Source organism: Chitinophaga rhizosphaerae, from assembly GCF_003958645.1.
GTDB lineage: Bacteria > Bacteroidota > Bacteroidia > Chitinophagales > Chitinophagaceae > Chitinophaga > Chitinophaga rhizosphaerae.
Genome location: NZ_RXLO01000015.1, coordinates 1 through 18,461, shown reverse-complemented (window position 1 = coordinate 18,461; position 18,461 = coordinate 1). Strand labels below are relative to the sequence as shown.

The window sequence follows — 18,461 nt, the reverse complement described above, 5'->3', positions numbered from 1 at the left end:
CTACAAACAGGCGTCGGGACTTGACTTCCGGGTCTAAAGAATTGACTTAAAAGCTCAGCTGCGGGGAATTCCGGAATTTCAGTAAATTTAAGGATAATTATGCTCAACTTCTATGAACGTATATGGCAGCATCCCTAATTTTACCGCCAGTTCACCTGCCGCCAATCGCTCATATGCTTATGCGCAACCTGGCTATTTCTTTCCTGCTCGTCTTCTGCAGCACACTATCCGCCACCTCACAATCCATTCCGCCCGGCATGAACGGTGTGCCGGCCTGGTTCTCGGCGTGGGACTTCGTTTGCGGAACTAAATTCGGCACATCTCCCACAACGCCCGTCATTTTCCTGTACGACGATTCCGCGTATTATTCGACTGCCCCGGTAGCCGCTACAGACAAGCGTTTCAACTGCCCCGGCCCCGGCGGCAAAACGCTGGAATGGTATACCGGCACGCATGGCGGAACGTTGCGCATCCCCGATGGACAATCGGTCCCGCTGGGCCTCATGTCTTTCGCCGCGGCGGATCCTGCCGGTCACCCGTTCTTCGTGATGGCCGTTCCCGGTTTCTGGGAAAAAGCCGGCGTACAAAGCAAGGAGCTCGGGCTGGACAAGCTCGTCACCGCCGTGTTCCTCCACGAATTCGCGCACACCCGCCAGCAGCGGGGAATGGGCGCTACGGTAACCGCCATCGAGCAAAAACATCCGTTCAAAGATCCGCCGCTGTCAGACGATATCGTACAGCATACGTTTTCCAAAGACAGCGCGTATGCCGAAAGCTGGCGAAAGGAAACCGGCCTGTTTTACCAGGCTGCATTTCACGCCGATAAACAGGCGAAGAAAAAACTGACCTGCGAGGCGTTGCGGATGCTGCACGAGCGGCAGGCGCGTTATTTCACCGGCGACAAACAGATTTTACGGGAGCTGGACGATATTTTCCTGACGATGGAAGGATTGGGGCAATTTTCGGGGCTTTATTGGCTGCAACATCCGTCTGGCGGAGGTTTCACATACGACAACGCCGTGGAAGGGATGCGGCGGAAGCGGAATCAATGGTCGCAGGAAGAAGGGCTGGCCATGTTCCTCGTCCTCGATCAACTCGAGGCTAAAAAATGGCCGCGGCGGGTGTTGTCCGACGAGCCGGAAACGATCGTGGAATTATTGCATTCGGCATGCGGTTGCCCTTAAAAAGCAAAAAGCGGGAAGACAGGCTTCCCGCTTTTAGTTTATGCGAATTTTTTGGTGTCGAGGTAGCGATGGCTTTGTTCGATGCTTTTGAAGATATCGCCCTTGCTTTCGTCCTGCTCCACGAACCATTCCTTCAGGCCTGCTTTTTTGCGCGCTGCGAAAATGCGGTCGAAGTCGATGGAACCGTTGCCCACTTCCGTAATGTCTTCCGACCCCTTTTCGAGGTCTTTCACGTGCCAGAGCGGGAAGCGGCCAGGGTATCTTTCGAACCAGGCCACGGGGTCCTGTTTCGCTTTCACCGCCCAGTAGAGGTCCATTTCCATGTTCATCATCGCGGGATCGGTGTTTTTGAGGAGGTATTCGTATAAGATGGAGTCGTTATACTTTTCGAATTCGAAATCGTGGTTGTGATAGGCGAACCCGATGCCGGCGGTTTTGGTTTTTTCGCCGGATTTGTTCAGCAGTTCGGGCAGTTTCGCATAGAATTCGCCGGTCCTTTCCTGGGGGAAGAGGTAAGCGCAGGCCATGTATTTCGCGCCGATGGCGTGCATGTCTTCCACGGCTTTATCCCAACCGTCGAGCAATGTGCCTTTCATTTTCATGGCGTGGCCGGGCAGGTGGTGCGAGCTGAGTACCTGCATGCCCGTACCCGATAAAATGGATTTGAATTCCGAAACGCTTCTTCCAAAGAAGGTGCCGTTGTAGCCGTAAATTTCCAGTTTGTTGTACCCGAGCTTGGACAAGCGTTCCAGGGTGCCGGGGAGGTCTTTCGCTACCGCATCTCTCACCGTATACAGCTGGATGCCCAGTTTTTTGGAGGCCGGAAGGCTGGCCCAGAGGGAGGAGGTCGACAGTCCGGCTGCACCGATCGCCAGCGATTTGATAAAATTTCTTCTTTGCATACAGCGTAGATATGATTTGGGTGAAGATAGACGCCGGGCCCACTGTTCAGACCCGATCCGCATGCAATGATAGAAAAAACCCCTGGTATTTGGCGAGGTAAAACTGTTCGACGGGAATTAAATCCAATCTGCCTCAGGGCCTGCATCGGCCTGGCCAGGGCTTAGCCGAACTGTCCGGGTTGGTAGGTACCTACTGCCGCGGGGTTGGGGAAAGCGATGTTGAAACGGTTCCAGGTGTTGATGGAAGATACCACCAGCGTGAGATCGATCAATTCTTCGTCGGCAAAGAATACCTTCACGCGTTTGAACGTTTCGTCGGGCACGTTGCAGGCGGTTACCGCTTCGGCCCAGTCCAGTGCGGCTCTTTCGCGGTCGGAGAAGAACGGCGTTTCCCGCCAGGCGGCCAATGCATACAAGCGTTGCTCCGTTTCGCCGTGGGCCCGGGCGTCTTTTGCATGCATATCCAGGCAAAACGCGCAACCGTTGATCTGCGATACCCGGAATTCTATCAGGTGTTGCAACTTCGCTTCGATCGGCGATTTTTTCAGATACGCACCTATTCCGAAAAGCGTTTTGAGGGCGCCCTGCCCCTTTTCAATGAAATTAATCCTTTGGTCCATTTTTTTATTCGTTTTACTATACTAATAAGAATCGAATTCCCTCAAATTGGACACCTTCCCCAATATTTTTTTAATAAATTGAATATCAAGACTATATATCATTTTGCAGCAGATGTGGCGCTGGTAGTTCCGTTTCTCCGCAGCATTTCCTGCATGCCGGTGGATGCATGACGCATTCCTGAAATCATCCCAAATCCTCGAACGGATATTTCCGTTCGCTCCAGAACGCGTCCAACGCCAGGATCCTCGGCTTGAAAAACGAGATCAGCGCCGGCCAGTCCTCCTGACGCAACACGCTCACGCCGGGCAGCACCTTATAAATGCTGCTGATGGTTTTCCCAAAATCATCGCGCTTGTGCAGCTCCCAGGTCCAGGTTTCGCCGAGATGGCTTTCGAGCGCGGATTTGAATTCCCGGAACTGCTCGAAGAAAAGTTCCTGTATGCCAGCATCAGGGTGGGCGACTTCAATGGCGATGGCAGCCTCGCGGTGGCCGGCATGCATCCGGAAATAGATATGCTTCACGCCCGTTTTGTAATTGGTCCAGTTCACGCGGCCGCCATCCGCAGACATGTGCGGGGCGATGTACTGGCCGAAAGCGGTCCAGAAAGCTTCTCTGATACGGGAGGTTTCTTCTTTTGAATACAAATCCGGTAATATTTTGGCAGCTGCAAGTTAGGATTTTGAACGCTATCATTTGAAAACCCGGCCGATATTCCAGCATCGCAGTAATACGTGGAAACACCTTATTAAATTGGCCCTGCGGATCGGACGACTGCGATCCCCGAACTAATCCGTACCTTCGCGCATTCCAGGTCAGGAAATGTAAATTTCGGGATGGTCCAGCTTCTCCAACAATACCACGACAACCGCGACGCACAGGAAGCCATCAGGCTGATCGCCTATACCCGCCAGTCGGTTTTCCTAACCGGCAAGGCCGGAACGGGTAAGTCTACCCTGCTGCGCAACCTCATCGCCCATGTCCCGAAAAAATACATCGTGCTCGCATCCACCGGCGTGGCGGCGCTCAACGTCGGCGGACAAACCATTCATTCCTTCTTCCTCGTAGAACCACGGCCTTATTTGCCGCAAGACAAAGGCGCGGCCGATCTGAACGAAGAAAAAACGGAGCTTCTCAGGCAGGTAGACCTGATCATCATCGACGAGATTTCCATGGTGCGGTGCGACCTCATGCAGGCCATAGACCTCACCTTGCGCAAAAACCTCCGTTCGGCGCTGCCCTTCGGCGGAAAGCAGCTCCTCGTTATCGGCGATCTGCTGCAACTGCCGCCCGTGATCGATAATAAACGCGCCGGTGAAGTGGAGATCATTTCCGGGAACTATACCACACCGTATTTTTTCAGTGCGAAAGCTTTCGAAGAAGGTTTCCGGATGCAGATCATCGAACTGAAACGTGTGTACCGCCAACCCGATCCCGCATTCGTGCAGGTGCTCAACGCCGTGCGCGACAATACCGTGCAGCCCTCTCACCTGGCCACGCTCAACACCCGGCACGATCCCGATTACGAGCCTTCCGGCACGGAGCTGGAACTGATCCTCTGCACCACCAACGCCATCGCCGACGCGGTGAACGAACAGCGGCTCAAGGCGCTGGAAGGTGACATCAACTCCTACAAAGCTTTGCTGACGGGCGATTTCGAGCAGGAAGCACGCAGCGGCGGCAACCGGCTGCCGGCAGAATTGCAACTGCAACTGAAAACCGGTGCACAGGTCATGTTCATCAAGAACGATAAGGAAAGGCGATGGGTAAACGGAACGCTGGGGAAAATCACCGCACTCGAAGAAGAATATGTGGAAGTGCAGCTGGACGAAGGCGAAGTGGTGCACCGCGTCGATAAATCGGAGTGGGAACACATCGAGTACAAATGGAACCGCCAGAAGGAAGAGATCGAAAAGATCGTGACGGGCACATTCCGGCAATTGCCGCTGAAACTCGCCTGGGCCGTAACCATCCATAAAAGCCAGGGTCAAACGTTCCAGAAAGTGATCATCGACCTGGGGAACGGCGCTTTCGCGACAGGGCAAACGTACGTGGCGCTCAGCCGCTGCACCAGCCTGGAAGGCATCCGGCTCAAAAAGAAAGTGACCCTGCGCGACGTCCGCTACGACCCGCGCATCGAATTTTACCTGCAACACATGATGGGCGGAAATATGGAAGTGGAAAAACAGCGCGCCATCGCGGAAGGTATCCAGGCCCGCATCACGGAGATCAGCGCGGGGACCGCCAAGAACGAAACCGAGCGCGCCGCCCTGGAAGCGGAACGCGCCCTGCTCGAAACTTCGTGAACTTTTACTGGTATACTTTCACCCAATCCACGATCATATGCACCGGCAGCGTTTCCGGCTTCACTTTTCCTACCCAGCTACCGCCCAGCTGCTGGTCGATGAGGATGTAAAACGACTGATCGAACGGCCACTGCGAAGCATCCACGCCCTGCACACGCGGATAGGTGAACGTTTCCCGGCCATTGAGGATATACACGATTTTATCGGGATACCATTTCAGGCCGAACACATTGAATTCATCTTTATTGAAAACCGCGGTGCCACCGTGTTTCGGGTTATCGGCCTGTTTCAGTTCGAGCGTGTACCAGGAATGGACCGTCTGGTAAATGATGGAGTCGTAGTTGAGGTGCTCCATGATATCGATCTCCCCGTTTTTCGGGTATTGGCCGTATTTGTCTTTTTCCGCGAGCATCCACATGGCAGGCCAGGCACCCTGGGCGCTTTCGAGTTTTGCGCGGATCTCGATCTTGCCGTACCGGAACGCGAATTTCCCTTTCGTCCAGATACCGCCGGTGAGGAACGGGCGTTCGTCGGCCAGGGTGTCAGGGTTCACAATGCCCTTGAGATAGAGGAGCCCATCTTTCATTTCGTAGCATCTGTCATCTTGCGTCATATGCCTGTTCCAGTCCGATTTCCCGGGCGGGATGCGCGTCCACTTCGCCGTGTCGATCGTATTGCCCTTGAAATCATCTTTCCAGACGAGTTTCCAGTTTTCATTCTCACGGCCGGCGCGCTGTTCGTACATATAACCGTCTACCAGCTGATACGCCGGCGTTTTACAGGCGGCGAAAACGCCGAGAAATGCGAGGAAAGCTGCCGGTTGGGCGAAGGATCGGATCATACTTTTCATATCATACAATCAGGGAAAAAGTAAAATTATCATCATCCGGCAAGCGGAATGCCGCTAATTTAACCAAAACGGGAAGCAAATTGAAAAAATCATCCAACTTCCGCCAGAGCTACTATCTTTATGGTACTCTTATCTGTCTTGTATGAAAAAAACAATATTGCTTTTATCCGCCTGCTGGATGATGCAGGCACATGCCCAGCAAGCACCTATCCCCTACCACAACACGATTGCGGTAGATGCGGGCGACAGTCCGGACGAAATTATCCGCAAAGCCGCGCACGTAGTTCCTACGGCCAACCAGTATGCCGCGCTCCGGAATGAGTTCATTGCCTTCATTCACGTAGGGCCGAATACTTTTACGCGGATGGAATGGGGCAACGGGAAAGAAGACCCCGCCATCTTCGACCTGAAAACCCTGAATACCGACCAATGGTGCGCGGCGATGAAAGCGGCGGGCATGAAAATGGTCATTATCACGGTGAAGCACCACGATGGATTCGTATTGTGGCAAAGCCGGTATACGAAGCACGGGATCATGTCTACCGGGTTCCGTAACGGTAAGGGCGACGTGCTCCGCGACCTGTCTGCCTCCCTGAAAAAATACGGACTGAAGCTCGGTATCTACCTTTCCCCCGCCGATCTTTACCAGATCGAGAACCCGGAAGGCCTGTACGGCAACCTCAGCAAATACACGAAACGCACCATTCCCAGGGCCGTTCCCGGACGACCGTTCGCCAATAAAACGAAGTTCCAGTTCGAAGTGGACGATTACAACGAATATTTCCTCAACCAGCTATTCGAACTGCTGACGGAATACGGCCCGGTGCATGAAGTATGGTTCGACGGCGCACATCCCAAAACCAAAGGGGGCCAGCAATACAACTACGCCGCCTGGAAACAGCTGATCCATACGCTGGCGCCGAAAGCGGTGATTTTCGGGAAGGAAGACATCCGCTGGTGCGGCAACGAATCCGGCAGAACCCGCGCGGAAGAATGGAACGTGATCCCCTACACGGCAAACCCCAATACCGCCAGCCATTTCCCCGATCTGGAAGCGGACTCCCTGGGCCAGCGTTCAAAATTGCTGTCCGCAAAATACCTCCATTACCAACAGGCCGAAACCAATACCTCCATCCGTGAAGGCTGGTTTTACCGCGACGATACCCGGCAGAAAGTGCGCAGCACCGACGATGTTTTCGATATCTACGAACGCTCCGTGGGCGGCAACTCTACGTTCCTGTTGAACATTCCTCCCAACCGTGAAGGGAGATTCTCGCCTGCAGATTCTATCGTGCTCTACGAAACCGGCCGTCGCATCCGTGAAACCTACGGCAGCAGCCTGTTCAAAAGTGCGAAAGGCCCGCAGGCCGTGCTGGACAACAATCCAGGTACCGCATTACAACTGAAAGGCAAATCCGGCGACTTCGAGATCACCACACCCAAACCCGTAACCATCAACCGCATCGTGCTGCAGGAGGCCATCCAGACCCGCAGCGAAAGAGTGGAGAAACATGCGGTGGACGCGTGGATCGGCGGCGAGTGGAAAGAAATCGCGCATTCGGCCAACATCGGGTATAAACGCATCCTGCGGTTCCCCGACGTAACGGCGAGCCGTTTCCGCGTCCGGATCATCGAATCCCGGCTAGCACCGGCCATCAGCACGATTTCCGCTCATTACTACCGGAGCCGGCCCCCGCAACTGGCCATCAGCCAGTCGGCGGACGGAATGGTCACCATCGCGCCCTTGCAACCGGAATTCAACTGGAAGCCCCATGGCGAAAATGCCACCCAAAACCTCAGCGCCAATTTCGACATCCGGTATACGACAGACGGCTCCGCCCCCAACGCGCAATCCCGGAAATATGAAGGCCCGTTCCGTATGACGGCCGGCGAAGTGAAAGCAATTTCCGTACAGCATCAGGAAACCAGCGGCGTGGCAAGCCAGACCATCGGCCTCGCAAAAAACGCCTGGAAGCTCGTCAACGCCAGCAGCGAACGCAACACGCGCCCCGCCACAGCGGCTTTCGACGCCAATCCGAAGACTTTCTGGCAGTCCGGCGACGGCGGTGCGCACAGCATCACCATCGACCTGGGCACTACGCACGATCTGAAAGGATTTGCCTACACACCACAAACCCTGCATGCGGAAGGCATGATGGCGAAGGGTAGAATTCTCGTCAGCGCCGACGGGCAAACCTGGCAACCCAGCGAAACGTTCGAATTCGGGAACCTTATCAACGATCCCACTACCCGGTACCACTATTTCAAGAACAGCGTCAAAACACGGTTCGTGAAAATCGAAGCCACGGAAACGGCTGCTGGCAGCGCATCCGTAGCGATCGCGGAGATCGGTTTCTTTGAATAGCAGGATCAGAATAAAAAGAAAAGGCGGGAAGTGATTCCCGCCTTTTTTATGTGCAATATCCGCAGATAGATTACTTCGTATAGAGCGGCGAGCGCTTCAGCAGATATTCCAGCGTATTGGAATAAGCGTCCTGCGTGTTCCAGAATGCGGTCCTGTCCTGGCTGTACACAGCCGTTCCCTTATCGTTATAGATTGCGAGGCTCAGTTTGGTCTGGAAGTTCTGGGTGGCCGTGCCGTAGGAATAACTGTTGTATTTACGGTCTTTCCTGTCGTCGTCATCTTTGGATTTAACGGCGCCAGAGTTGGACTGCGTGGTGGTTTGCGTGGTTTTGTTCATGGTCACCAGCCCGTCTACCACATATTCCACGCCGAGCACGTTGCAGATATCCTCCATCGTATAGCCCTTGATGGTTTCGCTGTTGATGCCGGCCTTGATGAGCAGGGCATTGGTGGTGCGGGGCGGGAGGATCGTATAAACACCGGAATGTTTGTTCATGAACGAATAGCATTCGTTCTGGATCTGCTCACCGTCTGCCGGCTGTCCGTCGCGGATGAAGCCGAAAGGCAGGATGGCTACCTTGTTATGATGGTCTTCGAGACTGGATTTGTCGGCGGATGCTGGCGCAGCGTTCTGGGCGGGGGCGGCTTGCTGGGGTTTGTTGAATACCTGGATGCGGCCGCTGGAAAAGGTGATCTTCATAATCTCCGCCTTCTTGATGTTATAGACGAGGGTTTCGCCGGTGTAGGAGAACTCGATGTCGTCATTGTTGATTTTGAGGACTTTCCCCACCAGTTCGTCGCCGTCGAGTTTGAGAACGACGTCGTTCTTTACTTGCTGCGCGAAGCTGTACAGCGAGATCAACATCATAGCCAGGCAGGTCAGGAGCTTTTTCATGTGCTTTAGCATTAAGGGGGGTACGTAATAAATTATATGGTAACAGCAAATGTAAAAAAAATCCAACATGAAAATTCAGGGGCCCCTAACTATCCTGCATAAGCGCCGACCGGCCGCCGTCTACCAGGTAAGTGGCGCCGGAAGCGAACGCGGCGAAGCGGCTGGCCAGGAAAGCGCACCAGGCGCCGATCTGCTCCGGGCTTCCCAATTGCTTTACGGGGTGGAGGTTTACGGTGCGGTTCCTTTCTGCGTCCGGGTCCGGGAATGAATCGAACCATTGCTGGTTACCGGGCGTATCGATGAACCCCGGGGCGATGCCTACCGTGCGGATGGCCGGGCCCCATTCGATGGCCAGGCTGCGGACGAGCCCCGTCAGCGCCGTTTTGGCCACATTGTAAGGGAAGCAGCCGGGAATGGTGGAAAATGCGTGGTTGGAAGCGATGACGATGATGACGCCATGGCCTCGCTTTTGCAGGTGCGGCCGGCACAGCTTCGCGATGCGCCAGTGCGCAGTGAGGTTCAGTTGCTGATTGCGTTCCCAATCTTCGTCGGTACATTCGGCCGCGCCTTTGAAAACATTGGCGCCAGCGCAAGACACGAGAATATCGACCCCTCCGCGCCGGTGCGCCACCGCTTCCACGAAGCGTTCCAGGGCCGGGGCGTCCGTCACGTCCACTTCGGCCACCCCTTCTCCCCCATTCAGATCACAACCTTCCACTACGGCGCCCGCGCGGGCCAGCTCCGCTGCGATCCCCGCCCCGATCCCCGAGGCGGCGCCCGTCACAATGGCCACTTTGCCGGCCAGGTCGATTTGCAGAGACATACCGTTCTATTTCGGTTTTGGTGAAAATAATGCCATCAATCTCCCGAATCCCATAATCAGCAATCCATACCACAGATTGATCCCCGCTTTTGCGCGGAAAAAACTGTAACCCGCCAACAGCAAGCCCGTCAGCAGAAAAAACAATCCAATGATAAACCGAAGATCCGTCAATCTTTCCATATCCTGAATTAAAAGAAAATGATGTTCAACACCAAAGTGAAAGCCAGCACCTATGCAACGGGGCGATCCATCTGCCTTTCCTTTCCGCTGCCGCCGGCCGCATCCACGCCCAAGTAGTTGGTGTCGGGCGAAGCAAGCCCTTTCCCAACATGCAACCTGGTCTCGTCCCCGTTCTTAACGATCCCTTGCCACCCGCCGGCGCGCTGCATGCCCGCGGTTTATACATAAAAACCTGCCCTGGGCCGAAGTATGCCGGGATGTTTTTCCATTTCCGGTTCCACGAGATCTACCCCCAGCCCCGGCCGCTCGCTCAGGCGCAGATGCCCGTTGCTGACCATGCCTGCGATAGGATGGGTAATGATCTCGTCGCGCCAGGGCACGTCGGTGAACATGAATTCCTGCCGGAAGAAATTGGGTACTGATGCGCAAACGTGTGCAGACGCGAGGGTCGACAGCGGACCGTTGGGATTATGCGGCGCCAGCAAAACGTTGTAAGCTTCCATCATGGTGGCCATGCGTTTCATTTCCGACGGGCCGCCGCAGCGGGTGATGTCTGGCATGAGAATGTCGCAGACGTGTTTTTCCAGCAGCGGCCGAATGCCGTGCCGGGTATAGTGGCGCTCTCCCACGCAAATGGAAACGTTTGAAGGGATGCGTTCGCGCATGGCCCGGAGCGTATCGGCGCTTTCCGGGCCGGCGGGCTCTTCATACCAGGTGATGTTCAGGGCAGACAGGCGTTGCGCCATTTTCACCGCCACGCTGTAATTGAGCATGGCGTGCGTTTCGATCATGATGTCGAACTCCGGCCCCACGGCTTCGCGGACGGCTTTGCTGACCTCGAAGGCCAGGTCTTGCTGCGCGGGCGTCAGCGTGAGGTCAGGCGAAAGATCTTCGCCGTATAGATAGTTGGTATGCGCGAACGGGTCGAACTTCAGGCCGGTGAAGCCTGCGTCTTTCACCTTGCGCGCCTGCGCGGCATAATCTTCCGCGTTATGGCCGCCGCCGGTAAACCAGTAATTGGCGTACAGGAGAATATCTTTCCTGTAGGCGCCGCCGAGCAGCTCGTAACAGGGAACACCGAGCGCCTTGCCTTTCAGGTCGAGCAGGGCCATGTCGATGCCGCTGATGGCGCAAAGACTGGCGCCGTAGGGGCCCATCCAGTTGAGATCGCGGTAGAGTTTGGTCCAGATGAAATCCGTTTTCATGGGGTCGAGGCCGATGATGCGCTCCCCCACGTGTTTGGCGGCATGGTAAACGATGGGGCTCCCCGGCCAGTTGGTGGCTTCTCCCACGCCGGTGTGACCGGTATCGGTATGAATCTTCAACATCGTCCAGTTATACTTCACACCTTCCACCAGCCATACTTTCACATCGGTTATTTTCATATTTTCCTTTTTATTCGATAACGAATCTGATCATACCCTTCATTTGTTTTGAAGGATTGGCCACGCCCTGGAAGTTTCCCCAGGCGAGGCTCCAGTAGTCCCAATTGCCGGAGATGACGAGCCATTGCTTCCCGTCGGCCCCCACGTCCATCCGTGCGGCATGCGAACCGTCAGGCAGTACGCGGATGCGGCCGGTGCCGTTGAGGCGGGACGCTTCGTATTCAAAGATATGTTCCTTTTTGCCCCGGAACCCTTCGGAGCCGTGCATCCCTGCTTTCCGCCCGTCCGTTGTGGCGTTGAGGTAATAATCCGTCATGTCTTCGGCGATGGTGACTTCATGGTAGTACGATGATCGTCTTTCCTTTGATCGGCTGATTCTTGATATTCATCCTTCCGTTGGAATGCGGGGTGTTGTAAAAACCTTCCGAGCCGTTGTTGCTGTAATCCGCGATGAGCCAGTTGATCGCCGCGTCTTGCAGCCAGGTCCGGGAATGCTGGGTGCCGTTGGAGGTAACGGTGAGCGAATCGCCTTTTCCGTTGGCCAATGCCACACGGGTGATGTTGCGTTTGGTTGACCTGAAATCGTTAGATCCCAGTTCATTGGCATCGTCTTTCCAACTGCCGCGGGGAATTTCGCCGTGGGGCTCCACTTCACCGATGATCCGGGCGTTCAGCCTGGCTTCCCCTTTGTTCCGCGCGATATCGTCGGCCGGATACACGGAGAATTCGCCGTTTCTTTCCCAGCTCATTTTATCGAAATTGCGCGGCAATTGCAGGAGGAGGCCGTATTGATAAGGATCGTCCCCACCGTTGTATTTCACATCATATTCGGTGATCAGTTCCCCTTTCGTGGTGAAAATGTAAGATTGCCGGCCTTCCGCGTTTTTGAATTCCAGCTGCGCATCGAAACGGATGCCTTCACGGGTCGATTCCACATCGATTTTCCGGGCGAATAGCGTGTAGAGCGGGTAGTATTTGAGCGGGTAGATATTGTTTTGATAAGTTTCCCCGGCTACGTTGGGCTTGCCGCCGTCATCGCCGTTCAGGGGCACCACCGCCACAACCGGCCCCTGCGTCATCAGCGTGTCGTTATCCCTGCGCAGGCATTCGATGAGGCCTTTCGTTCTGCTGATCGTCCAGGTGTAAGGGCCTTGCCGGATGGTGTAACCGCCGGGCACTTCCTCCCATTTGATATTCATCGTACGGCTGGTAACGGGAGCCGCTGCTGCCGGTGCGAAGCGTTCTTCCACACACACGAACCCGCGAGGATCGGTGATCTTTACATATACCGCACCGTCGCGTTTTTTCACTTTCAGTACCGCCGTTTTACCGGGAGCGGCGTCCAGGCCAACGGGCACACCGTTCGCTTCGATCCGCAGTTCTTTCAGCGAAGTGAAATCATAACGGTTGGCGAATTGCAGCGTTAGCTGCTTGCCATCGTCGCTCAATTGGGTGATGCGTACCGGCTCGTAGGCTTTCTTCATGCCGATGTATTCCGGTTTGGGCCTGCGCCATCCATCGATCGGCCCCCATGGCCCGTATCCTACGATCTTGCCGCCGGGCAAATGGAAAATATCGTCTATGCCGCTCCAGATCGCACCGCCCAAACTGCCCTTATAATGATAGATCGAATCGTAAAAAGTAACCAAAGGCGCGCTCCAGGCCGCTCTTACACCGGGGTCCGTCACCAGTTCGCGGCGGTTGTAGCAAGACAGGTGTGCATATTCGCCGAAAAGTACCGGCCGGCCGGATTTCGCCGCCTCGCCGGGCCCGTTTATACCCGGGTAATGGTAGTTGGCGATATCCGCCTTGCTGCCCAGGTTGTTGTAGCTGCCCCAGCACTGGTCATGAAAAGTGGCGGGGCGCGAAGGGTCGTTTTTCTTTACGAAGGCCAATACCTGCGCCCAAAGCGGGCTCCAGTTGGATTCATTTCCCAAAGACCACATGATCACGGAAGGATGATTTTTCCCCGCGGCGATGTTATCCGCATTGGCGCGGATCATGTACGGCAGGAATTTTTCGTCGGTAGCGTTCCATAATTTCCAGATGGGCGCGGCTTGATGGTTGATCCACGTCAGGGCGGCTTCGCTTTCCACGAAAAGCCCCAGTTCATCGGCCGCATCGAGGAATTCTTCGGAGGGCGGGTAATGCGACGTGCGGATATAATTGCAGTTGGCCGCGCGGAAAAGTTCCGCATCCTGCCGGTCGAGCGCGGGGCTGAGGCTCCGGCCCTGGAGCGGGTGCACATCGTGGCGGTTGATGCCGCGCAGTTTCACGGCGCGCCCGTTCACCAGCACTTCGTTCCCGCGGATGTCCACCTGCCGGAACCCGATCTGGCGGAACGTGCTTTCCGTTACCTTTCCGTCCTGGAGCAATTCCATTTGCAGCGTGTAGAGATGGGGATGTTCAGGGTCCCATCGCTTCGGTGCTTTCACGGCGAGGATGTGCTCTTCCGGCAAGGTGGCGCCTGCCTGGATATCGGCGGGCCTGGCGGTATGGCCAAGTACCGTTTTTCCCGTGGCGTCTTTCAAGGTAAAACGGATTTCGGTACGGGCGATCTTTTGCGATTCATTCGTAACTGCCGTACGGATACGAAGCGTGGCATCTTTATAATTTTTGTCGAATCCGGTTACTACCGTCAGGTCGGAAAGATTCGTTTCGGGAACGGCGAACAACGTCACCTTGCGCAATAAACCCGCCACCGTATGCGCCGCGTACTGCGAAGTACGGGCCAGGTAATCGGAAACCGTCAGCGCCTGCACTTCCACCGTCAGCACGTCGTTCCCGAAATTGAGGGCTTCTGTAATATCCAGTTCGAACGGTACGAAACCGCCCTCATGTTCCCCTACTTTCACCCCGTTCACAAAAACGGCGGCATGGCTGCTCACGGCGTCGAACCGGAGTTTCACGCGCTGATGTTTCCAACTATCGGAAATGTCCAGCGATCTGGAGTAAACGGCTTTTTCGCCTTCGTGGATGTTGAAACCCTGCATCAGCAGTTCCCCCGGCACTTTCACGGGGTATCTCCCGTTCAGTTTCCATTCCCCATTGAGCGAAACCACATCTACCGGGCGCGGCGACAGGCGCGGGAGTTGCGCCATGGCACTGCCGCATAAAAAGGTAAAGAGGATGACGAATAAACTTTTGCTCATGTTACAATATTCCGTATTTCGCGAAAGCCTGTCCGGCGCTCATGCCTTCCAGGATTTTTTGTTGTACCATTTTTTCGCCGCGCGCTTTCTCGATGGCGAGGGAAAACACTTCGCGTTCCGCTTCCCGGGGAACGATGCAGACGCCGTCGATATCCCCCAGCACTATGTCTCCCGGGAGCACACGCACCCCCCTGATCTCGAGCGGAGTGCGGAAGTCGGTCACCTTGCCGCGGGGCGCCTGGTCCTGCGCATAGCGGCCGTAGGAAAAGGTAGGGAAATTCAGCTGGAGGATGCCTTTGGTGTCGCGGGAATACCCGTCTACCACCGCGCCCGCCGCGCCCAGCCGCATGGCGCGGGCGCTCATCAGCTCGCCCCATAATGCATACGCCGGCGATGCGCCTGCGCAAATATAAACCTCGTTTTTCTTCAAATCGTCGAGCGCCTCCAGCATCAGGCCGAAAGGTTTTTTGAGCAGCGGGTCCTCGCCGGCAGATGGATCGCCGGAAAATACATCCGCTTCCAACACCGTCATCGCCCGGCCTACAACGAACATATCCGCCTGCAGCGGCTGGATCTGGGGCGGCAGAAACTGTCGCTGCAACCCCATTTTGTCCATAATATCTCCCACCACGGCGGTGTATAATTCACTTCTTACGATGGAAAAAAGTTCATCGTCGTGCTTCCACAACGGGCTGGCCACGTGGTGACCGTTTGTCTGCTCGTTCATATGGTTTGATTCTTCGGTGCCTGCCGCCCGGGCTCACCGCCCCGGCAAAACCGCCTTATGAAAAGAGTAACATCAGTGTGGTGGCGGCGCTCCGGGCCGGTGAGGTTTACCTTACCAACTTTTGCCCGTGCAGCAATCATATGCAATTTAACAGTTGAAGGCGCGGAAGAGGTTAACGATTTTAGCCAATACATTAACTATTTTAGCAAGTCCAGGCCATTTTATTTAGTAAATTTGTCAATAAAATTAATACCAAGGATCATGAAAGCGAGGTTGATCGAAACCGGGCTGGATGCCAACCGGCAGTTCAGGGTAAAGCAGGTCGACGAATACTTCCTGAATTCTCCCTTCCACTTTCACGACACCTGCGAGATCGTGCTGATCGAGGAGGGATACGGGAAGCGGATCGTGGGTGATCATATCGACGATTTCGACCAGGGAGATATGGTGATGATGGGGCCTAACCTGCCGCATATCTGGCAAACGGACAATGCGTTTTACCAAAGGCGGAAAAACCTTCGTGTGAAAGCCACCGTGCTCTATTTCGCACCCGCCATGGTACTGGGGCTCGTAGCCGGCACCGATGCCGCGGCGGCCGTGGAAGACCTGCTCGCCAAAGCCGGCAGGGGCCTGTCCATCAAACAGGACGCGCACGCCCGGCTGCTGGAACTGTTCGCGGAAATTCAAATCTCCGAAGGACTGAAACGTATCTCTCACTTCCTGGAAGCCCTGCATCTGTTGGCGCATACCGATGATTACGACTGCCTCGCCAGCGACCAATACAAAAACGCCATGACCGTCAAGGACGCCGGCCGTTTCAGCGATGTGTACCAATTCCTTATCACTAATTTCCACCGCGAAATTCCGCTGGACGAAGTGGCTTCGGTAGCGAAAATGTCGCCTACGGCGTTCTGCCGGTATTTCAAAACGCGGACGCAGAAATCGTTCGTGAGCTTCCTGCAGGAAATCAGGATCTCACACGCCTGCAAGCTCCTTCGCCGCGATGGGCTCTCCGTCATGGAAGTAGCCCTGGAAAGCGGGTACAACAACCTCGTCAACTTCAACAAATGTTTCCGCAATATCACCGGCCACAGTCCTTCCGAATACCGTAAACGCATACGGGCCGAAGCTGCGGGCGAACTCATCCGATGATCTCCATCCGGCGATCCCCTTCCAAAAAAATCCCGCAATTACTTTGAAATGAAAAGTAAAATCACTTAACTTTGAAACACAAAGTACTTTCCGTTTATTAATTAACGCTAAAATGTAGTGGGTTATGACCTCGAATCACCGTTCCACGATTTCCTCCTACTTTACCGCCGCCCTGCTAAAGCGGATGCTCGCCGGCGCGGCGATCGCGCTGACGCTCATGATCATCTTCCTGACAGGCGCCCCTGATCCCGAACCGGAATGGGGCCGATACTGGATCGTTCGCCCCCTCGTTGTGATAACATTCGCCGGCGCGGCTGGCGGCGCATTCTTCCACCTGGTGAATCCCCTCCGTTTCTCCGGCATATGGAGGAAGACCGCAGCGCTTTTGCTTTGTTTGCTCGTTTTCGTTTTCTGCCTCTGGCTCGGCACCGTGCTGGGGCTCGACGGCACCCTGTGGGACTAACGTACTTTCCTGTTCGCCAACCAGATTACAGGGCTCGCCCTCGACCCCACCGCGCCATCCCCCGAAAAGATATGGCTATCCGAAGGCAATGGTCAATCCTGATGACGAAGGTGTTATTTTTCCTTTAAGGAAATATTTTTTCCTATTATTAAATAATACAGGATATTTTAGTAGCGGAAAAAAGTAAATCATATGTCCGCCACCTCCGGAAAAAACGGCATGCTCGTCCTGTTCGACGGGCCGGGAACACCCTTCCGCGCCGAATCACACACCGTCCGCCCGCTCCATCCGGGCGAAATCCTCGTCCGCAATATCTACACTACCCTTTGCGGCAGCGATCTCCACACTTTTTGCGGATTAAGATCGGAGCCCTGCCCTACCGTGCTCGGCCACGAGATCGTGGGCGAGATCGTGCAATTGCACCCTTTCCATCCGGGAACGGACTTGCAGGGAGAGATCCTGCGCCCGGGAGACCGTATCACCTGGACGATCTTCGCCAGCGACCCAGCGTCTGCCAATGCCTTGCGGGGCATGCCGCAAAAGGGCGACGGCCTTTACAAATACGGGCATGCCCACGCCGCCGGAGATGAAGTTTTCCACGGCGGACTGGCGGAGTTCTGCATCCTTCAGCCCCATACCGGCATCATCAAACTGCCGGAAGAAATTCCCCTTTCCGTTGCCGCAACGCTGAACTGTTCCGTTTCCACCGTTGCCGGCGCGCTCCGCACGGCCGGCGATCTGTCGGGAAAGAAAGTGCTGATAACCGGCATGGGCCACCTCGGGATGATGTGCGCCGCCATGTGCCGCGAAGCCGGCGCCAGCTGGATCGGGACGGCCGATATATCCGGAAAGCGCCTCCGGGAATCCCTCCAATTCGGCGCGGATGCCGTTTTCGATACGCAGCAGGATGCAACTGAGCTCACCGCAATGCTACGCGGACAAACCAGCGGCGCAGACGTTGTATTCGATATGAGCGGATCTCCCGCCGCCATGGAATTCGGAATTTCCTGCCTGGCCATCGGCGGATGCGCCGTGTGGATCGGTGCGGTGTTCCAGACACGGCCCGTCTCCGTCAACCCGGAAAAGATCATCCGCAACCTGCTCACCATCCGCGGATTGCACAATTACAACTTCGAGGATTTCCGGAATGCCTTTGCGTTCATCCACGCCAACTGGAAAAAGTATCCTTTCGCATCGATGATCGAAAAAGAGTTTACCCTTGGGGAAACGCAGGCGGCATTTGAATATGCCGTGGCCCAGAAACCCCTGCGCGTGGGCGTCCGGCTGACATGATCGGTCCACAGACGATATAAAAAAAGCCGTACTCGCAGGTGTAATGCCCCCCAAAAGTTGGACACTTTAGGGGGGCATTTTTATGGACAAACGCATTAAATACAGTATTCGTCAAAAAGAGTTAACAGTTGTTTCGATAGAAAAGGGGAAGGAGTCCATTACTTC

At 55.2% G+C, this 18,461-nt stretch carries 17 protein-coding genes; 6 read left to right on the top strand and 11 right to left on the bottom strand.

Going from position 1 to position 18,461, the window contains the following annotated elements:
* The first annotated feature begins 173 nt into the window (after nt 1–173).
* The gene (locus tag EJ361_RS23550; RefSeq protein ID WP_126249009.1) at nt 174–1,184 is read left to right on the top strand and encodes a hypothetical protein; all 1,011 of its coding nucleotides are present in this window, start codon (nt 174–176) and stop codon (nt 1,182–1,184) included.
* A gap of 38 nt (nt 1,185–1,222) precedes the next feature.
* On the opposite strand, the gene EJ361_RS23545 is transcribed toward EJ361_RS23550, so the two are convergent.
* The 3 genes from EJ361_RS23545 to EJ361_RS23535 all read right to left on the bottom strand — a co-directional run bounded on the left by EJ361_RS23545 (nt 1,223) and on the right by EJ361_RS23535 (nt 3,352).
* On the bottom strand, nt 1,223–2,086 hold the full coding sequence (locus EJ361_RS23545; protein ID WP_126249007.1) for a sugar phosphate isomerase/epimerase family protein: 864 nt from the start codon (nt 2,084–2,086) through the stop codon (nt 1,223–1,225).
* A gap of 161 nt (nt 2,087–2,247) precedes the next feature.
* Nucleotides 2,248–2,706 carry a carboxymuconolactone decarboxylase family protein gene (locus EJ361_RS23540; RefSeq protein WP_126249005.1) on the bottom strand — a complete coding sequence of 153 codons (459 nt, stop codon included), beginning with the start codon at nt 2,704–2,706 and terminating at the stop codon, nt 2,248–2,250.
* A 184-nt stretch (nt 2,707–2,890) separates the two neighbouring features.
* Nucleotides 2,891–3,352, bottom strand: coding sequence for a DUF4268 domain-containing protein (locus EJ361_RS23535; protein WP_126249003.1), 462 nt, complete (start codon nt 3,350–3,352; stop codon nt 2,891–2,893).
* Nucleotides 3,353–3,541: 189 nt separating this feature from the next.
* Between EJ361_RS23535 and EJ361_RS23530 the strand changes: the two genes are divergently transcribed.
* Nucleotides 3,542–5,011, top strand: a complete 1,470-nt coding sequence (locus EJ361_RS23530; RefSeq protein ID WP_126249001.1) for an ATP-dependent DNA helicase — start codon at nt 3,542–3,544, stop codon at nt 5,009–5,011.
* Nucleotides 5,012–5,015: 4 nt separating this feature from the next.
* On the opposite strand, the gene EJ361_RS23525 is transcribed toward EJ361_RS23530, so the two are convergent.
* Nucleotides 5,016–5,852: a glycoside hydrolase family 16 protein gene (locus EJ361_RS23525; protein WP_126248999.1), complete on the bottom strand. Its 837-nt coding sequence runs from the start codon at nt 5,850–5,852 to the stop codon at nt 5,016–5,018.
* A 151-nt stretch (nt 5,853–6,003) separates the two neighbouring features.
* Here EJ361_RS23525 and EJ361_RS23520 point away from each other — a divergent pair, with 151 nt between their 5' ends.
* The gene (locus EJ361_RS23520; protein WP_126248997.1) at nt 6,004–8,226 is read left to right on the top strand and encodes an alpha-L-fucosidase; all 2,223 of its coding nucleotides are present in this window, start codon (nt 6,004–6,006) and stop codon (nt 8,224–8,226) included.
* Nucleotides 8,227–8,296: 70 nt separating this feature from the next.
* Here the strand turns inward: EJ361_RS23520 and EJ361_RS23515 are convergent, their stop codons facing one another.
* The 7 genes from EJ361_RS23515 to EJ361_RS23490 all read right to left on the bottom strand — a co-directional run bounded on the left by EJ361_RS23515 (nt 8,297) and on the right by EJ361_RS23490 (nt 15,388).
* Nucleotides 8,297–9,121, bottom strand: a complete 825-nt coding sequence (locus EJ361_RS23515) for a hypothetical protein (RefSeq protein ID WP_126248995.1) — start codon at nt 9,119–9,121, stop codon at nt 8,297–8,299.
* 85 nt (nt 9,122–9,206) lie between these two features.
* Nucleotides 9,207–9,944 carry an SDR family oxidoreductase gene (locus tag EJ361_RS23510; RefSeq protein ID WP_126248993.1) on the bottom strand — a complete coding sequence of 246 codons (738 nt, stop codon included), beginning with the start codon at nt 9,942–9,944 and terminating at the stop codon, nt 9,207–9,209.
* Between the two features lie 6 nt (nt 9,945–9,950).
* Nucleotides 9,951–10,124: a hypothetical protein gene (locus tag EJ361_RS25705; protein ID WP_164714397.1), complete on the bottom strand. Its 174-nt coding sequence runs from the start codon at nt 10,122–10,124 to the stop codon at nt 9,951–9,953.
* 218 nt (nt 10,125–10,342) lie between these two features.
* Nucleotides 10,343–11,509: a mandelate racemase/muconate lactonizing enzyme family protein gene (locus EJ361_RS23505; protein ID WP_126248991.1), complete on the bottom strand. Its 1,167-nt coding sequence runs from the start codon at nt 11,507–11,509 to the stop codon at nt 10,343–10,345.
* 10 nt (nt 11,510–11,519) lie between these two features.
* Nucleotides 11,520–11,825: a hypothetical protein gene (locus tag EJ361_RS23500; RefSeq protein WP_126248989.1), complete on the bottom strand. Its 306-nt coding sequence runs from the start codon at nt 11,823–11,825 to the stop codon at nt 11,520–11,522.
* Between the two features lie 19 nt (nt 11,826–11,844).
* Nucleotides 11,845–14,661 carry a glycoside hydrolase family 2 TIM barrel-domain containing protein gene (locus tag EJ361_RS23495; protein ID WP_126248987.1) on the bottom strand — a complete coding sequence of 939 codons (2,817 nt, stop codon included), beginning with the start codon at nt 14,659–14,661 and terminating at the stop codon, nt 11,845–11,847.
* A 1-nt stretch (nt 14,662) separates the two neighbouring features.
* Nucleotides 14,663–15,388, bottom strand: a complete 726-nt coding sequence (locus EJ361_RS23490; RefSeq protein ID WP_126248985.1) for an RraA family protein — start codon at nt 15,386–15,388, stop codon at nt 14,663–14,665.
* Nucleotides 15,389–15,649: 261 nt separating this feature from the next.
* On the opposite strand from EJ361_RS23490, the gene EJ361_RS23485 reads away from it, so the two are divergent.
* From EJ361_RS23485 to EJ361_RS23475, 3 genes are all read left to right on the top strand, one after another.
* Nucleotides 15,650–16,540, top strand: coding sequence for an AraC family transcriptional regulator (locus EJ361_RS23485; RefSeq protein ID WP_164714396.1), 891 nt, complete (start codon nt 15,650–15,652; stop codon nt 16,538–16,540).
* A gap of 124 nt (nt 16,541–16,664) precedes the next feature.
* Nucleotides 16,665–17,003, top strand: coding sequence for a potassium transporter KefB (locus tag EJ361_RS23480; protein ID WP_126248981.1), 339 nt, complete (start codon nt 16,665–16,667; stop codon nt 17,001–17,003).
* A gap of 192 nt (nt 17,004–17,195) precedes the next feature.
* Nucleotides 17,196–18,296, top strand: coding sequence for a zinc-binding dehydrogenase (locus tag EJ361_RS23475; protein WP_126248979.1), 1,101 nt, complete (start codon nt 17,196–17,198; stop codon nt 18,294–18,296).
* Nucleotides 18,297–18,461: the final 165 nt, after the last annotated feature.